The 15451-nt window shown below is 61.2% G+C and carries 15 protein-coding genes and 1 riboswitch; of the genes, 12 read left to right on the top strand and 3 right to left on the bottom strand.

Annotated features, from left to right (window positions below):
* Positions 1-127: 127 nt before the first annotated feature.
* From ubiA to KI617_RS02185, 7 genes are all read left to right on the top strand, one after another.
* On the top strand, positions 128-1015 hold the full coding sequence (gene ubiA, locus KI617_RS02155; protein WP_226450204.1) for a 4-hydroxybenzoate octaprenyltransferase: 888 nt from the start codon (positions 128-130) through the stop codon (positions 1013-1015).
* Positions 1015-1437: a cytochrome C gene (locus KI617_RS02160; protein WP_226450206.1), complete on the top strand. Its 423-nt coding sequence runs from the start codon at positions 1015-1017 to the stop codon at positions 1435-1437. The genes ubiA and KI617_RS02160 overlap by 1 nt, the downstream gene beginning before the upstream one ends.
* Entirely contained in the window at positions 1434-2897 is a 1464-nt protein-coding gene (gene ubiD / locus KI617_RS02165) for a 4-hydroxy-3-polyprenylbenzoate decarboxylase (protein ID WP_226450208.1), read from the top strand. The genes KI617_RS02160 and ubiD overlap by 4 nt, the downstream gene beginning before the upstream one ends.
* A gap of 62 nt (positions 2898-2959) precedes the next feature.
* A riboswitch (cobalamin riboswitch) is annotated at positions 2960-3095 on the top strand.
* A gap of 108 nt (positions 3096-3203) precedes the next feature.
* Positions 3204-3371, top strand: coding sequence for a modified peptide precursor CbpA (gene cbpA, locus KI617_RS02170; RefSeq protein WP_226450210.1), 168 nt, complete (start codon positions 3204-3206; stop codon positions 3369-3371).
* Positions 3368-4741, top strand: a complete 1374-nt coding sequence (cbpB, locus tag KI617_RS02175; protein WP_226450212.1) for a peptide-modifying radical SAM enzyme CbpB — start codon at positions 3368-3370, stop codon at positions 4739-4741. Before cbpA ends, cbpB begins: the two co-directional genes overlap by 4 nt.
* Before the next feature lie 60 nt (positions 4742-4801).
* Entirely contained in the window at positions 4802-5299 is a 498-nt protein-coding gene (locus KI617_RS02180; protein WP_226450214.1) for a GNAT family N-acetyltransferase, read from the top strand.
* Positions 5300-5302: 3 nt separating this feature from the next.
* Positions 5303-5710 (top strand): DUF4870 family protein, encoded by a 408-nt coding sequence (locus KI617_RS02185; RefSeq protein ID WP_226450215.1) that lies wholly within the window; start codon positions 5303-5305, stop codon positions 5708-5710.
* Between the two features lie 7 nt (positions 5711-5717).
* Here KI617_RS02185 and KI617_RS02190 read toward each other — a convergent pair whose 3' ends face one another.
* Genes KI617_RS02190 through dacB form a run of 3 tightly spaced genes read right to left on the bottom strand, consistent with a single transcriptional unit; the run spans position 5718 to position 8464 of the window.
* Entirely contained in the window at positions 5718-6326 is a 609-nt protein-coding gene (locus tag KI617_RS02190; protein WP_226450216.1) for a YitT family protein, read from the bottom strand.
* Between the two features lie 10 nt (positions 6327-6336).
* Positions 6337-7032 carry a hypothetical protein gene (locus tag KI617_RS02195; protein ID WP_226450217.1) on the bottom strand — a complete coding sequence of 232 codons (696 nt, stop codon included), beginning with the start codon at positions 7030-7032 and terminating at the stop codon, positions 6337-6339.
* Positions 7025-8464 (bottom strand): D-alanyl-D-alanine carboxypeptidase/D-alanyl-D-alanine endopeptidase, encoded by a 1440-nt coding sequence (gene dacB, locus KI617_RS02200; RefSeq protein ID WP_226450218.1) that lies wholly within the window; start codon positions 8462-8464, stop codon positions 7025-7027. The genes KI617_RS02195 and dacB overlap by 8 nt, the downstream gene beginning before the upstream one ends.
* A gap of 148 nt (positions 8465-8612) precedes the next feature.
* Between dacB and KI617_RS02205 the strand changes: the two genes are divergently transcribed.
* From KI617_RS02205 to KI617_RS02225, 5 genes are all read left to right on the top strand, one after another.
* Positions 8613-10760 (top strand): diguanylate cyclase domain-containing protein, encoded by a 2148-nt coding sequence (locus tag KI617_RS02205; protein ID WP_226450222.1) that lies wholly within the window; start codon positions 8613-8615, stop codon positions 10758-10760.
* 256 nt (positions 10761-11016) lie between these two features.
* Positions 11017-11307, top strand: coding sequence for a co-chaperone GroES (locus tag KI617_RS02210; protein ID WP_226450224.1), 291 nt, complete (start codon positions 11017-11019; stop codon positions 11305-11307).
* Between the two features lie 134 nt (positions 11308-11441).
* Positions 11442-13094 carry a chaperonin GroEL gene (groL, locus tag KI617_RS02215; protein WP_226450226.1) on the top strand — a complete coding sequence of 551 codons (1653 nt, stop codon included), beginning with the start codon at positions 11442-11444 and terminating at the stop codon, positions 13092-13094.
* Positions 13095-13309: 215 nt separating this feature from the next.
* Positions 13310-13618 (top strand): DUF485 domain-containing protein, encoded by a 309-nt coding sequence (locus tag KI617_RS02220; RefSeq protein WP_226450228.1) that lies wholly within the window; start codon positions 13310-13312, stop codon positions 13616-13618.
* Between the two features lies 1 nt (position 13619).
* On the top strand, positions 13620-15299 hold the full coding sequence (locus tag KI617_RS02225; RefSeq protein WP_226450230.1) for a cation acetate symporter: 1680 nt from the start codon (positions 13620-13622) through the stop codon (positions 15297-15299).
* Positions 15300-15451 lie beyond the last annotated feature (152 nt).

A 15451-nucleotide genomic window follows, 5' to 3' on the forward strand; every position in this document is an offset into this window, starting at 1 on the left:
GCGGGAACCCAGCAAATTCGTGATGCCTGGATTCCCGCCGGTGCGGGAATGACGTTTAACTGAGCGGCATTCCCCCCGAGGGAATCCTTTCTGCAGTTCCCCGTGTCTGCCAAGGTAAAATCATCAGATGAACTGGCCAGCGCTCAAAGAAAAACTCGACCTCTACGAAAAGCTGATGCGGCTCGACAAGCCGATCGGCATCCTGCTGCTGCTCTGGCCGACGCTGTGGGCCTTGTGGCTGTCGTCGTTGGGGCGGCCGAACTGGATCATCGTCTGGATTTTCGTGCTCGGCACCGTGCTGATGCGTTCGGCCGGTTGCGTGATCAACGATTATGCCGATCGCGACTTCGACAAGCATGTCGAGCGCACGAAAGAGCGGCCGCTGACTTCTGGAAAGGTGACGACCAAGGAAGCGCTGGCGCTGTTTGCCGGACTGTCGCTGCTCTCATTCCTGCTGGTGCTAGTCCTCGGCAATACGTTGGTCATCTGGCTGTCGGTGCCGGCTGTCTTTCTGGCGGCGAGCTATCCATTCACCAAGCGTTTCCTGGCCATTCCCCAGGCTTATCTGGGCGTCGCTTTTGGTTTTGGCATCCCGATGGCCTACGCCGCCCATATCGGCGGAGTGCCGCCCGAGGCGTGGTGGCTGTTGCTCGCCAACGTCTTCTGGGCGGTGGCCTACGATACCGAATACGCCATGGTCGACCGTGACGATGACCTGAAAATCGGCATCAAGACCTCGGCCATCACCTTTGGCCGCTTCGATGTGGCTGCCGTGATGTTCTGCTACGCCGCGACGCTGGCCATCATCGGCTGGATTGGCTACACACTGAATCTTGGCCCTGCTTTTTACACCGGACTGGTGGTGGCAGCCGGCATCATGGGCGTGCATTACACCTGGATTCGTGGTCGGGAGCGGACGCCGTGCTTCAAGGCTTTCCTGCACAACAACTGGGTCGGCGCCGCGATTTTCGCCGGCATTGCCGTTGATTTTCTGGTTTCCGGAAGGAGCTTCTGATGAAAGCTTTGATTTTTGCCCTGTGTTGCCTGTCGACTGCTGTATTCGCCGAAGACGCCCGCCAGTTGGCCAAACTGCCGGCACCGGCTCAGGAGTCGCTGCGCCAGGAAATGCTCGACAACTTGGTCGCGGTCAATGAAGTGCTGTCGCTGATGGCCGAAGGCAAGGTCAAGGAAGCCGGCGAGGCGGCCGAGGCCAAGCTCGGCATGTCGGCCATGGGCAAGCACCGCAGCAAGCCTTTCGACGCCCGGCCCGGTCCGCACATGCCGCCGGCCATGCACGGTATCGGCATGGATGGCCACAAGGCGGTCAGCGAGTTCGCCATCGTGGCCAAGACCGGTGACCGGGACAAGGCGCTGGCCCTGCTGCCCAACCTGACTTCAGCCTGTGTCGGCTGTCACTTTTCGTATCGCACCCGATGAAATATCACGATCTGCGCGACTTCATGTCGCAACTGGAAAAGACCGGCGAACTCAAACGGATCGGCGTCGAGGTCGATACCCACCTTGAAATGACCGAAATCGGCGACCGGGTCCTGCGCGCTGGCGGGCCGGCCCTGCTCTTCGAAAAACCGAAGGGGCATACGATCCCGGTGCTGGCCAACCTGTTCGGTACGCCGAAACGGGTGGCGCTCGGCATGGGTGAGGAATCGGTGCAGGCCCTGCGTGAAGTCGGCAAGCTGCTGGCGTATTTGAAGGAACCGGAACCGCCCAAGGGCCTCAAGGACGCCTGGGACAAGCTGCCCATCCTCAAGCAGGTCATGAATATGGCGCCGAAGAAGGTGTCGAACGCGCCGTGCCAGCAAGTCGTGTGGGAGGGCAAGGATGTCGATTTGAGTCGCCTGCCGATCCAGCACTGCTGGCCGGGTGACATCGCACCGCTGATCACCTGGGGCCTGGTCGTCACCAAGGGCCCGCACAAGAACCGGCAGAACCTCGGCATCTACCGCCAGCAGGTGCTCGGGTCGAACAAGGTGATCATGCGCTGGCTGGCGCATCGCGGCGGGGCGCTGGATTTTCGCGAGCATCAACTGGCCAATCCGGGGCAACCGTTCCCGGTCGCCGTCGTGCTCGGCTGCGATCCGGCGACCATTCTCGGCGCCGTGACGCCGGTGCCCGATTCGTTGTCGGAATACCAGTTCGCCGGCCTGCTGCGCGGCGGCAAGACCGAGCTGACGCAATGCCTCGGCTCGACCCTGCAGGTGCCCGCCTCGGCCGAGATCGTGCTCGAAGGCGTCATTCATCCCGGCGAGGTGGCGCTCGAAGGGCCGTATGGCGACCACACCGGCTACTACAACGAGCAGGCCGAATTCCCGGTATTCACCATCGAGCGCATCACCATGCGCCGCGACCCGATCTACCACAGCACCTACACCGGCAAGCCGCCCGATGAGCCGGCCGTGCTCGGCGTCGCGCTCAACGAGGTGTTCGTACCACTGCTGCAGAAACAGTATCCGGAAATCGTCGATTTTTACCTGCCGCCGGAAGGCTGCTCATACCGGATGGCCATCGTCAGCATCAAGAAGGCTTACCCCGGCCACGCCAAGCGCATCATGTTTGGCATCTGGTCCTTCCTGCGCCAGTTCATGTACACCAAGACCATCATCGTGGTGGACGACGACATCGACATCCGCGACTGGAAGGAAGTGATCTGGGCGATGACGACGCGGATGGACGCGACGCGCGACACGACGCTGGTCGACAACACGCCGATCGACTACCTCGATTTCGCCAGCCCGGTCGCTGGCCTCGGCTCCAAGATGGGGCTGGATGCTACCAACAAGTGGCCGGGCGAAACCAGCCGCGAGTGGGGGCGGCCCATCGTGATGGATACCGACGTCAAGAAGCGTGTCGACACGATGTGGCAGGAACTAGGCCTTTAGGACGAATTGACCCGTGGCGCGGCGGCTTGAGAGAATCCGCCCTCCTATCGGCATCGAGATACGGAACACGGTGCGAATCCGTGGCGGGCCCGCCGCTGTAACCGGGGACGAAGACTGCATGGTCGCCAGACCAGCCACTTGCGGGGCATGCCGCGCAGGGAAGGCGCAGCGCTTCGGCTGATCCGGAAGCCAGAAGACGAATCGATGCCAATCAGGAGCCAAGGCAAGGGCTCCGGCTGAATGCATGCGACCAGCGTGCACTCAGCCGGGGCCCTTTTTGTTTTTTGTCTTCCCGAGGAGTGGACAATGTCCCAGATCGTTTCTCAAGTCGCATCCAATACCGTTAAAACCCAGCCGACATCCGCCCAACATGCGCAGCCGGTGGCCCCGACCATCGCTGTTCGCAAGAGCTGCAACCCGGACGGCATCGGCCTCTCGCACTACGTGCTGATGGACCGGAAGGCGGCCAAGTGAGTGCGCTAATCGCCGAGCGTGCCGCGCGCGGCACGCTGTTCCAGCCGGTCGATATCGGCCACCCGGTCTATGCCGCGGTGACCGATCCGCAGACGGCTTTCTGGGCGCTGGTCGACAAGACCCGCGTCCATGAGGCCGGCGGCGACCCGGTCCTGGTCGCCGCCTATGCAGCCAAGGCCGAACAGTTCTCGCAGGAACTGCATGCCCTGCGCTTCGGCCTGAAGCCTTCCGGTGTTTATTTGAACCCGACCGAGCGTTGCAATCTCAACTGCACCTACTGCTATCTGCCCGATACCCAGCGCAGCGGCGGCAGCCACATGCCGGTCAAGACGCTGCTTGATTCCCTGGCCAAGCTGCGCGATTACTTCCGTTCGGTGATGCCGGCTGATCGCAAGCCGCGCGCCATTTTTCACGGTGCCGAGCCGCTGATGAATGCGCCGGCCGTCTTCGAAGCCATCGATGCCTTTGCCGACGATTTCGTCTTCGGCCTGCAGACCAATGGGACGCTGCTCGACGATGCGGCACTCGACTTCCTGACTTCGCGCAATGTCAGCGTCGGCCTGTCGCTCGACGGTCCGGTCTCCGGCATTACCGATGCGACCCGGCGGACCTGGAGCGGCAAGAGCGTGCACGACAAGGTGCTGCGGGCGATGGAAAAGCTGCGCGGTTACGGCTCGTGGAGCGTCATCACGACCTGCACGACAGAGAACTTGCCCCACCTGACGCGCATGGTCGAGCTGTTCCACGCCCACGAAGTGCCAACCTGCATGCTCAACACCCTGCGCTGCACCTTGCCCGGTGCCCGTGGGGTCAAGCCGGCCGATGGTGACATGGCGGCGGCCTTCTTCGCCGCTCTCGACCGGACCCACGAGTTGTATCAGGAAACCGGGCGCAAGCTGATGGTCGCCAATTTCGCCAATATCCTGATCGGCATCCTGGCGCCGACGGCCCGCCGGTTGATGTGCGACATCTCGCCCTGCGGCGGTGGCCGAGCCTTCTTCGCGCTGGCCGCCGACGGCAGCCTCTATCCATGCAGCGAGTTCATCGGCCTGCCGCGTTTCAATGGCGGCAGCCTGCTGACTGGCGGGGTCGAGGCCGCGCTGGATTCCGCCGCCTTCCGCGAGGTGACGACGCGCGACGTTGACCGGTTCAGCCCGTGCGGCGATTGCGCGATCCGCCATTTCTGCGGCTCGCCGTGCCCAGCCGAAGCTTTCGAGATGAACGGCGGCATGGACAAGATCGGCGCCTTCTGCGATTTCTACAAGGAACAGGTCAATTACGCCTTGCGCCTGATCGCCGACGGCAAGGCCGATGACTATCTGTGGGATGGCTGGGACGAGGGAACCGAAAGCGTTTTTGCGATGGGTTGAGAAATGCCGGGCGGGCGCTTTAATATGGCGCCCTTCCTTTGCTTTCAGGCATCGCCAGTCATGCACTCCCGTCTTGTCATTACCGCCACTGATTTGGCTGATCTGCGTCACGTCGAAGCCTTTCTCGACCTGCTCGAACACTATGCCCGTGATCCGATGGGCGGCGGTGATGGCCTCTCGGATTACGCCAAGGTCCATCTGGTCGGCACCATGCAGGAGGTTCCAGGCTTTCATGGCGCGCTGGCCTGGCTCGATGGCAAGGCGGTCGGACTGATCGACTGTTTCGCCGGCTTTTCGACCTTCGCCGCGAAGCCGCTGCTCAATGTTCACGATATCGTGGTGCACGAAAGCTTGCGCGGCCTGGGCATCGGCCAGGCTCTGCTGGCTTGGGCTGAACAACGCGCTCGCCAACTTGGTTGCTGTAAGCTGACGCTGGAAGTGCTGTCCAACAACACGCGGGCGATGGCTTCCTACCAGCAGGCCGGATTCGCGCCCTATGTGCTCGATCCGGCCGCCGGCCATGCGCTGCTCATGCAGAAATATCTCCCGGAGGATTAACTCATGCAGGAACCTCTTCCCGTCGACGACCTCAAGGGTGTGCGCCTTTCTCTGGTGCAATACACCCACTTCATCTACGGCCTGCACGCTATTGCCGTGCTGATCGGCGTGACCTCGGCGGCAACGGTGGCCGGTGGTTTCGTCTTTGGCCTGCCGTCCCTGCTGGCGGTTTTTCTCAATTACCTGAAGCGGGGCGAGGTCAATGGCACCTGGCTGGAAAGCCATTTTCGCTGGCAGATCCGTACCTTCTGGTTCACTTTCCTGTGGCTGGTGGTCTATGGTTTGCTGATTATCACCATCATCGGCATTCCCATCGCCTGGATCCTGATCGCCCTGCTTGGCCTGTGGGTCGGCTATCGGGTCATCCGTGGCTGGGTGGCGCTGAACGGGGTGCGGCCAGTCGGCGAATGACCGGGGCTCAGGTGCCCATGTAGCGTCCGTTCTTGTGATTGACCGCAATGACCAGGTTCAGCGCCACCGCGCCGACGATCGAGAAGCCGACACTGACCGGGTCGCGGACGAAAAGCGCCGCGCCCAGAATCAGGCAGTCGGCCGCCATCTGCAGCTTGCCGGCCCGCCAGCCGCGTGTGTTCTGCAAATGGATGACCAGAATGCCCAGGCCACCCAGGCTGGCCTTGTGGCGGATCAGCATCAGTAGCCCGACTCCGGCCAGAAAACCGGCCATCACCGCCGCAAAGCCGCGGTTCAGTGACTGCAGATGAATCAGCGTCGGCAGCAGTTCGGTGTATAGCGAGAGCAGGGTGATCGACAGGAAGGTCTTGATGGTGAAGGCCTTGCCCATGGCCCGCAGCGCCAGCGCATAGAACGGTAGGTTGACCGCGAACAGCACCAGCCCGATCGGCCAGCCGCTCAGGTAGTGGATCAGGAAGGCAATGCCGACCGTGCCGCCGGTCAGCAGGCCGGCTTCGCGGAACAAGAAGACGGCAAAGGCGACCAGCAAGGGGGCGACGAGCAAGGCCTGGGCATCTTCGAACAGGTTGTGGTGATGGCTTTCCGTGGTGTTCATGGCGGGCCGCTCAGCCGTAATACTGGCGAATCACGGCCAGCGACCGTGAATAGCTGTGCCTGATCTGGGCGTCTTCGTAGCGATGCTGGCGGCCCACGGGGCAGGCCTGGCGGGCCAGGCAGCCGTGGGCGCAGGGTGATTCCGGCCGCAGGCGGTAGCGGCTGCAGGCGTCGAGATCGAACTGACCATCTTTCAGGGCATTGGCCGGGCAGGCGGCCACGCAGGGCTGGGGCGCGCAGGTCGGGCAGGGGCTGCGCGCTTCCTCGGCCAGCGATGGCGCAAAGTCGGTGTCAGCCATGACTACGGCGCGATAGGCATACCAGCTCCCCCATTCCCGGTCGACGCCGACCATGATCGGCGATGGATGGTGCCAGCCGGCCAGCTTGCCCAAGGCCTGCAGGCCGATCGGCTGGTTGCTCGGAAAGAGGATACGGTAGCGCTGGCCGGGCAACTGTTCGGCAAACCAGCGTTCGACGGTGCGGATGCTGTAGTCGTCGATCGGGTGCTCGCTGGTGATGCCGGAGGCCTGCACGCATTCCCACAAGCGCCGCCCGCCGTGCCCGAAGAGGATCAGCTGCCGCTCGCCGGCTTGTGGCGCCAGCTTGTCGACAATGTCGGCCGGCAGGTCGTGCAGGTTGAAGACGAACTGGCGGTTCAGCCCGGCTTCGTTCAGATAGTCGCCCGGAAAGGGCCGGCGTTCACTCATTTTCCAGAACCGGCGCTTTCTCGCCGACTCGACGCTGGGCGACCCAGACGAGCAGCGCATCGATGGCGGCGCTGCCGGCCTGGGCGCGCGGATGGTTGATCAGGAAGGTGAAGGCGTAACGGCGGCCCAGCGCATCCAGCGCGTAGCCCGAAGCCGTTTTGACGCCATCCAGCGTGCCGGTCTTGATATGAGCGCGGCCGGTGGCATCGGAAGCGTTCAGGCGTTTTTTCATCGTGCCGTCGATGCCGACAATGGGCATGCTGGAAACGAATTCCGGCATCACCGGATTCTTCCAGGCGTCGAGCAGCAGGCGGTTCAGGCTGTCGGCACTGATCCGCTCGAGGCGCGACAGGCCCGAGCCATTGTCGAGTACCAGTTCGTCGAAGCGCAGGTTGCGGGCCACCAGCCAGTCGGCGATCCGCTGCTTCGAGCGTTCGGCCGTGGCCGGCGCCGCGTCATTGCCCAGCGTGAGGAAAACCTGCCGGGCCATCACGTTATTGCTGAACTTGTTGATGTCGCGCACCGCATCGGCCAGCGGCGCCGATTCGTGCTGGGCCAGCAGCTTGGCGCCAATCGGCACGCTGCCGGCGCGCACCTGGCCGCTCAGCTTGCCGCCAAGTTCCTGCCACAGGGCGCGGATCAGTCCGCTGGCCTGGGCGTCGGCCGGCAGAGGCGACAGGTTCAAGGCCTTCTCGCCGCACAGCACCGAATAGGTGCCGCTGAATTCCAGGCGGTTGCCGGTGTTTTCCGGAATCAGGCGAACGTTGATGAAATCCTTCCAGTTGCTGCCGCAGTCGCCATTGCCGGCGCGTAACAGGTTGTCGACGCGCAGGCCTTCGCTCGGCGTTTCCATCAGCACGCGTGGCTTGCCGTTGTCCGGCAGCAGCGTGAAGCGCAGGGCGCGGAAATTCAGCAGCAGGCCATCCGGCCCGACGTTGTAAGGGCGCATCGGTTTGTCGTCGAAGGCGCCGGGGTCGAGGCTGGGCACGTTGAAAGCAGTACGGTCGAGCACGACATCGCCGGCGATCTGCTGGATGCCTCGGACGCGCAGCTGGCGCAGCAGCCCCCACAGATGTTCGATGGCGAAACGCGGGTCGCCGCTGCCCCGGAGATAGACGTTGCCGCTCAGCAGGCCGTCGACCGGCGCCGTTTCGGTCCATGCCGTGGTTTTCCACGTGTAGGCCGGGCCGAGCAGGTCGAGGGCGGCGTAGGTGGTGAGCAGTTTCATCACCGAAGCCGGATTCATCGATTGCCTGGCGTTGTGGGCGACCAAAGGGGCTGTCGCATCGACCGGGTGGACGACAACAGCGACGTTGGCGGCAGGAATCTGCGCCGCCTTCAAGGCCTTCAGGACATTGGGGGGCAGGCCGTCAGCCTGCGCCGTCAGCGAAAGGCCGGCAAGGGCCAGGGTGGCGAGTATCTTGGCGAACATCCGTAGGGGCTGGGGAAGAAGCAAAGTCGCTAGCCTACCATTCACTGGGGTAATTCCCGGGGGTTGCCAAGTCATGGCGAAACACCGCGCGCCGTCCGGATTTTGGTGCTATTTTGATGAACGTAGACTTTCGACGAGTTGCTGTTCCATGAATGAAGTCGTCAACCAGCTTCCCAAATCCGGATGGGGTTCGCTTCTGACCCTGGGCTATCGGGTCTGGCTGGGCATGGCTTATCTGCTGCTTGCCCTGCTCTGCGGGCTGGGCATATCGATGGAATTCAGCCGGATCGACGAGAGCATCGAAACCCTGGCGCGCGAGCGGGGAAGCATCCTGTTCCGACTGGTTGAACTGACGCGCGACTGGAACGCTCAGCACGGCGGTGTCTATGTCCCGGTCACCGAAAAAACGCAGCCCAATTCCTATCTGAAACACCCGCGGCGCGATCTGGTCACTGACGATGGTCAACGCCTGACCATGGTCAACCCGGCCTTCATGACCCGCCAGATCGCTGAACTGGCCGAGCAGGCTGAAGGCGTCAAGTTTCACATCACCAGCCTGAAGCCGATTCGGCCGGCCAATGCACCCGATCCCTGGGAGATCGAGACCCTGCACGCCTTCGAAGCCGGCAAGCGCGAGGCCCTGTCACTGCTGCAAATGGAACAGGGGGTGATGCATCGCTACATGGCCCCGCTGTTCATCAAAAAGCAATGTCTGCACTGCCATGCCGAGCAGGGGTACAAGCTGGGAGAAATTCGTGGCGGCATCAGCATTTCCATGCCGGCCGATAAAATCCTGGCCATTCGCCACGATCAGCGAATGCGCAGCGTGCTGATCTTCGGTGCCGCCGCGCTGATGATTGCGCTGTTGATGCATTTCGTGATCCGGCGGTCACGCCAGTACGTCGAGCATTTGAAGGCGGTGACGACCGGGCAGGAGCAGTTGATTGTCGAGCGAACGCAAGCCCTGTCCAAGGCAAACGCGCAACTGCTCCAGGAAGTGGCCGAGCGCCAGCGCAAGGAGAAGCAGATTCTGGAGAGCGAGGCCCGCTATCGCTCGGTAATCGAGACCAGCCAGAATGCGATCCTGATCATGCAGGCACCGGATTTCGTCATTGTCTTCGCCAATGAACAGGGTGCCGCCTTGGTCGGACTGGCGCCAAGCCAGATCATCAATCGACCGCTGCTGGATTTCGTCTGCCTGCAGGATCGTACCCTCGTCGCTGAGCGCCTGGCCCGGCGCTTGCGGGGCGAACCGGTTTCGCCGACATCACGCCTTCATTTCTGCCGACTGGATGGTTCGCACATTCGGGTCGGTGATGTGCATGTGGCACGCATTGAAAGTGCCTCTGAATATCCGCAATGGGTGCTCAGCGTGCATGACGTCACCGACCGTCTGGCCAACGAGCGTGCCTTGCAGATTTCGGCAGCGGTCATGGAGAGCGCAGCGGAAGGCATTGTGGTGACTGACGCGCAGAATCGGATCATTCAGGTGAATCCCGCTTTTTCGGCCATCACCGGTTACCGTCCGCAGGAAGTACTGGGCAAGGATCCCGGTTTTCTCAGTTCCGGGCGCCATGAAGCCGCATTTTTCCGTGAAATGTGGGAAGCGCTGGAGAAGGATGGCCACTGGGCCGGGGAAATCTGGAATCGGCGGCCAGACGGGACCGTGTATGTCGTCTGGCTGGCAATTTCGGCGATACGTGGCGAAGGGGCGGAAAGTGGTGGTCGCCATGTCGCCACCTTCATTGACATCACGCAGCGCAAGGAGGTTGAGGACTTGCTCCGCCACCGGGCGCAGAGCGATCCGCTGACGGATTTGCCGAACCGGACCTTGTTCTACGACCGCTTGCAGATGGCCTTGACCCAGGCCAGGCGCTATAGCGAAGAGTTTGCGCTGCTTTACGTTGATCTTGACCATTTCAAGGATGTCAATGACACCCTTGGCCATGCCGCTGGTGACGCCTTGCTGATCGAGACCAGCCGTCGGCTGACGCAGGCTGTTCGGCAGTCGGATACGGTGGCCCGCCTGGGTGGTGACGAGTTTGCCGTCATCTTGCCCAAAGTCAGTAGCGATGCCGAGATAGAGGAAGTGGCGCAACGTATTGTCACGACGATGGCCCTCCCGTTTTTGCTGTCATCCGGTACCGTCAATATTTCGGCCAGCGTCGGGGTCGCCATTTACCCACGCCATGGCGACGATCTGGAAACAATCCGGGCCGCTGCCGATGCCGCACTCTATCTGGTCAAGCAATCCGGCCGAAACAGCTATCGGCTCTACGGGCCGGATAGTCGCTGATCTCGCGCCTGTACCAAGACTATCCCTTCAGTTTCGGGTGGCGAGGGGCAGTCGCCTGTCTGGCTGCCCATCGGGTCAGATCGGCTTCATTCCCGTTATTTGCGAAACGGCCTCTTGAAATCCGCCGGCCTCGCCCCTATTATTAGCACTCACCGGCGAGGAGTGCTAATAACATCTCCGTTCCGGTCCCGGCACTGCGCCTGTGCGTAACCGGCCAATTTCCAGTTTGTAGCAACTCATTATCAGGAGTCAGTTTATGAATATCCGTCCTTTGCACGACCGTGTGATCGTTAAGCGTGTTGAAGCCGAGCGCACCACCGCTTCCGGCATCGTCCTTCCTGATTCCGCCGGCGAAAAGCCGGATCAGGGTGAAGTTCTGGCCGTCGGCCCGGGCAAGCGCGACGACAACGGCAAGCAGATCACCCTGGACGTCAAGGTGGGTGACCGCGTTCTGTTCGGCAAATACGCCGGCCAGGCCGTCAAGGTCGATGGCCAGGAAGTCCTGGTCATGCGTGAAGAAGACATCATGGGCGTTCTGGTCGCCTAATTTCATTGCCGGCCTGTCCGTGACTTTGTCGACTGCGCCTCGCCGTACCAAGCGTACTGCCTTCGGCTGGTCTTCGCGTCACGAACGCCCCATCAATGAAATTGCACTCAACTTACAGAATTCAGGAGCTATAAATGGCAGCTAAAGAAGTCAAATTCGGTGATTCCGCCCGCGCCCGCATGGTCGAAGGCATCAATGTCCTGGCTGACGCAGTCAAGGTCACCCTCGGCCCCAAGGGTCGTAACGTTGTGCTCGAGCGTTCCTTCGGCGGCCCGACCGTCACCAAGGACGGCGTTTCCGTCGCCAAGGAAATCGAACTGAAAGACAAGTTCGCCAACATGGGCGCCCAGATGGTCAAGGAAGTTGCTTCCAAGACCTCCGATATCGCTGGTGACGGCACCACCACCGCCACCGTGCTGGCCCAGTCCATCGTCCGCGAAGGCATGAAGTTCGTTGCCGCCGGCATGAACCCGATGGACCTGAAGCGCGGTATCGACAAGGCTGTTGTCGCCACCATCGCCGAACTGCAGGCGATCTCCAAGCCCTGTACGACGACCAAGGAAATCGCCCAGGTTGGCTCCATTTCCGCCAACTCCGATTCCGACATCGGCGAAATCATCGCCAATGCCATGGAAAAGGTCGGCAAGGAAGGCGTCATCACCGTTGAAGATGGCAAGTCCCTGGCCAACGAACTCGACGTCGTCGAAGGCATGCAGTTCGACCGCGGCTACCTGTCCCCGTACTTCATCAACAACGGCGACAAGCAGCAGGCCCTGATGGAAAACCCGTACGTCCTGCTCTTCGACAAGAAGATCTCCAACATCCGTGACCTGCTGCCGGTTCTGGAACAGGTTGCCAAGGCTGGCCGTCCGCTGCTGATCATCGCTGAAGATGTCGATGGCGAAGCGCTGGCTACCCTGGTCGTCAACAACATCCGCGGCATCCTGAAGACCGTTGCCGTCAAGGCTCCGGGCTTTGGCGATCGTCGCAAGGCCATGCTGGAAGACATCGCCATCCTGACCGGCGGTACCGTGATCTCCGAAGAGACCGGTCTGTCGCTGGAAAAGGCTGTCCTGAAGGATCTCGGCCAGGCCAAGCGCATCGAAGTCGCCAAGGAAAACACCATCATCATCGACGGCGCCGGCGAAGCTGCCTCCATCGAAGCCCGCGTCAAGCAGATCCGTGTCCAGATCGAGGAAGCAACCTCCGATTACGACAAGGAAAAGCTGCAGGAGCGTGTAGCCAAGCTGGCTGGCGGCGTTGCCGTCATCAAGGTTGGCGCCGCCACCGAAGTCGAAATGAAGGAAAAGAAGGCTCGCGTTGAAGACGCCCTGCACGCTACCCGCGCTGCCGTGGAAGAAGGTATCGTCGCCGGCGGCGGCGTTGCCCTGATCCGTGCCCGAGCTGCAGTTGGCAAGCTGAAGGGTGACAACCACGACCAGGACGCCGGCATCAAGATCGTTCTCCGCGCCATGGAGCAGCCGCTGCGCGAAATCGTTGCCAACGCTGGCGACGAGCCGTCTGTCGTGGTCGACAAGGTGCAGCGTGGCAAGGGTAACTACGGTTACAACGCTTCCACCGGCGAGTATGGCGACATGGTCGAAATGGGCGTGCTGGATCCGACCAAGGTGACCCGCACCGCACTGCAGAACGCCGCCTCCGTGGCCGGCCTGATGCTGACCACCGAGTGCATGGTGGCTGAACTGGCTGAAGACAAGCCGGCCGGCGGCATGCCCGACATGGGTGGTATGGGCGGCATGGGTGGTATGGGCGGCATGGGCATGTAATGTCCTGCTGAGCCTTTACGCTCTCAAGAAGCCCCGCCTTGTGCGGGGCTTTTTCTTGTCAAAGAAACCAGAAAACTGCCAATTTTTCAATATGTTGAATTAATCGAATTAAACGTTTCGGAATTGATTACGCGCTGTAAGTTAGCTGTAAGACGCCACGCCTAAATTACGCTTCGCAGCAATGCCTCTATAAACAAAATCTGAGGAGCAAATCAATGCAAGACACACTAGATCGGGTCACCGCGAACCCGAAGTTCCACGAGTTCATTGCCATGCGCAGTCGATACTCGATCATCATGGCCATCATCAGTGCCGCCGCTTACTACGGCTTCATCCTGCTGGTTGCCTACAACAAAGAGTTTCTGGCGGTCAAGCTGGGTGCCGGCATGACTACCAGCGTCGGCGTTCCGCTCGGCGTTGCCGTTATCGTCTTCACGATCATCCTGACCTGGATCTACGTCCGTCGTGCCAACACCGAGTTCGATGCGACCAACGAAGCCATCATCAAGGAGGCACAGAAGTAAGATGACCAAATTCACCCAAATTCTGGCCGGCCTCCTGGCCATGGCCGTTGCTGGTGGCGCTATCGCTGCCGGTGCCGACATGGGCGCCACGCAACAACAGGCTACCAACTGGACCGCGATCGTCATGTTCGCCATCTTCGTTGGCGGCACACTGTACATCACCAAGTGGGCGGCTTCCAAGACCAAGTCTGCTGCTGACTTCTACACCGGCGGTGGCGGCATCACCGGCTTCCAGAACGGCCTGGCGATCGCCGGCGACTACATGTCTGCCGCGTCCTTCCTCGGTATTTCCGGTCTCGTGTTCGCCAACGGCTTCGACGGCCTGATCTTCTCGATCGGCTGGCTGGTCGGCTGGCCGGTCATCACCTTCCTGATGGCCGAGCGTCTGCGCAACCTGGGCAAGTTCACGTTTGCTGACGTGGCTTCCTACCGTTTCGCCCAGACCCCGGTTCGCGTCTTCGCAGCTTCCGCTTCCCTGGTTATCGTCGCTTTCTACATGATTGCGCAGATGGTCGGTGCCGGTCAGCTGATCAAGGTGCTCTTCGGTCTGGAATACATGTACGCCGAAATCCTCGTCGGTTCCGTGATGATGATGTACGTGCTGTTCGGCGGCATGACCGCAACGACCTGGGTGCAGATCATCAAGGCCTGTATGCTCCTCGGCGGTGCTACCTTCATGGCTGTCTCCGTGCTGCTGCAATTCGGCTTCTCGCCGGAAGCGCTGTTCACGAAGGCTGTCGAAGTGCACTCCAAGAAGGATGCCATCATGTCTCCGGGCGCCCTGATCAAGGATCCGATCTCTGCCATCTCCGTCGGTATGGCGCTGATGTTCGGTACCGCTGGTCTGCCGCACATCCTGATGCGCTTCTTCACTGTGCCGAATGCCAAGGAAGCCCGTAAGTCGGTTGCCTGGGCAACCACCTGGATCGGTTACTTCTACATCCTGACCTTCATCATCGGCTTCGGCGCTATCACCAATCTGGTGCAAAACCCGGGTGACTTCTACGTCGGTGGCGAAATCGCCAAGGGTCTGAAGGGCGGCGGCAACATGGCTGCTGTGCATCTGTCCAAGGCTGTTGGTGGTGACCTGTTCCTCGGCTTCATCTCGGCCGTGGCCTTCGCAACCATCCTGGCTGTTGTGGCCGGTCTGACCCTGTCCGGTGCTTCTGCCGTGTCGCATGACTTGTACGCTTCCGTGTTCAACAAGGGCTGTACTTCCGAACAGGAACTGCGTGTCTCCAAGATCACGACCGTGCTGCTCGGCATCCTGGCTGTTGTTCTGGGTATCGCCTTCGAAAAGGAAAACGTTGCCTACATGGTGATGCTGGCCTTCGTGATCGCCTGTTCCTCCAACTTCCCGGTGCTGTTCATGTCCGTCCTGTGGAAGAATTGCACCACTCGTGGTGCCGTGGTTGGTGGTTTCGTCGGTCTGGCTTCCGCTGTGATCCTGACCATCGGCTCTGCCAGCGTCTGGGAAGCAGTGATGCACAATCCGAAGGGCTCCGCTTGGTTCCCGTACAACTCTGCTGCCATCTTCTCGATGACTGCCGCGTTCGTCACCATCTGGTTGGTGTCCATTCTGGACAACTCCGCACAGGCCAAGAAGGAACGTGCTCTGTACCCGTCTCAGCAGCTGCGTTCCGAGACCGGTCTGGGTGCTTCCGGCGCCAGCGGTCACTAATCAGACGAGTCGCCTCGTCAGCAAAAAGCCCGGGTTTTCCCGGGCTTTTTTTCGTCTTGAATTTTGATGGCGCTGAACCGCTGGGAGCAAGGCGCCAAATAATATGGGCGTGCTTGTGCGCTGCGGGAATCGCAGGGCGCTTTATTTGATAG

The organism is Ferribacterium limneticum (genome assembly GCF_020510625.1).
Taxonomy (GTDB): Bacteria; Pseudomonadota; Gammaproteobacteria; order Burkholderiales; family Rhodocyclaceae; genus Azonexus; species Azonexus limneticus_A.

What these genes read in the sequence shown, in the direction of transcription:
- ubiA (WP_226450204.1), top strand. Translation starts at nt 128, where the DNA reads ATGAACTGGCCAGCGCTCAAAGAAAAACTCGACCTCTACGAAAAGCTG.
- KI617_RS02160 (WP_226450206.1), top strand. Translation starts at nt 1,015, where the DNA reads ATGAAAGCTTTGATTTTTGCCCTGTGTTGCCTGTCGACTGCTGTATTC.
- ubiD (WP_226450208.1), top strand. Translation starts at nt 1,434, where the DNA reads ATGAAATATCACGATCTGCGCGACTTCATGTCGCAACTGGAAAAGACC.
- cbpA (WP_226450210.1), top strand. Translation starts at nt 3,204, where the DNA reads ATGTCCCAGATCGTTTCTCAAGTCGCATCCAATACCGTTAAAACCCAG.
- KI617_RS02180 (WP_226450214.1), top strand. Translation starts at nt 4,802, where the DNA reads ATGCACTCCCGTCTTGTCATTACCGCCACTGATTTGGCTGATCTGCGT.
- KI617_RS02185 (WP_226450215.1), top strand. Translation starts at nt 5,303, where the DNA reads ATGCAGGAACCTCTTCCCGTCGACGACCTCAAGGGTGTGCGCCTTTCT.
- KI617_RS02190 (WP_226450216.1), bottom strand. Translation starts at nt 6,326, where the DNA reads ATGAACACCACGGAAAGCCATCACCACAACCTGTTCGAAGATGCCCAG.
- KI617_RS02195 (WP_226450217.1), bottom strand. Translation starts at nt 7,032, where the DNA reads ATGAGTGAACGCCGGCCCTTTCCGGGCGACTATCTGAACGAAGCCGGG.
- dacB (WP_226450218.1), bottom strand. Translation starts at nt 8,464, where the DNA reads ATGTTCGCCAAGATACTCGCCACCCTGGCCCTTGCCGGCCTTTCGCTG.
- KI617_RS02205 (WP_226450222.1), top strand. Translation starts at nt 8,613, where the DNA reads ATGAATGAAGTCGTCAACCAGCTTCCCAAATCCGGATGGGGTTCGCTT.
- KI617_RS02210 (WP_226450224.1), top strand. Translation starts at nt 11,017, where the DNA reads ATGAATATCCGTCCTTTGCACGACCGTGTGATCGTTAAGCGTGTTGAA.
- groL (WP_226450226.1), top strand. Translation starts at nt 11,442, where the DNA reads ATGGCAGCTAAAGAAGTCAAATTCGGTGATTCCGCCCGCGCCCGCATG.
- KI617_RS02220 (WP_226450228.1), top strand. Translation starts at nt 13,310, where the DNA reads ATGCAAGACACACTAGATCGGGTCACCGCGAACCCGAAGTTCCACGAG.
- KI617_RS02225 (WP_226450230.1), top strand. Translation starts at nt 13,620, where the DNA reads ATGACCAAATTCACCCAAATTCTGGCCGGCCTCCTGGCCATGGCCGTT.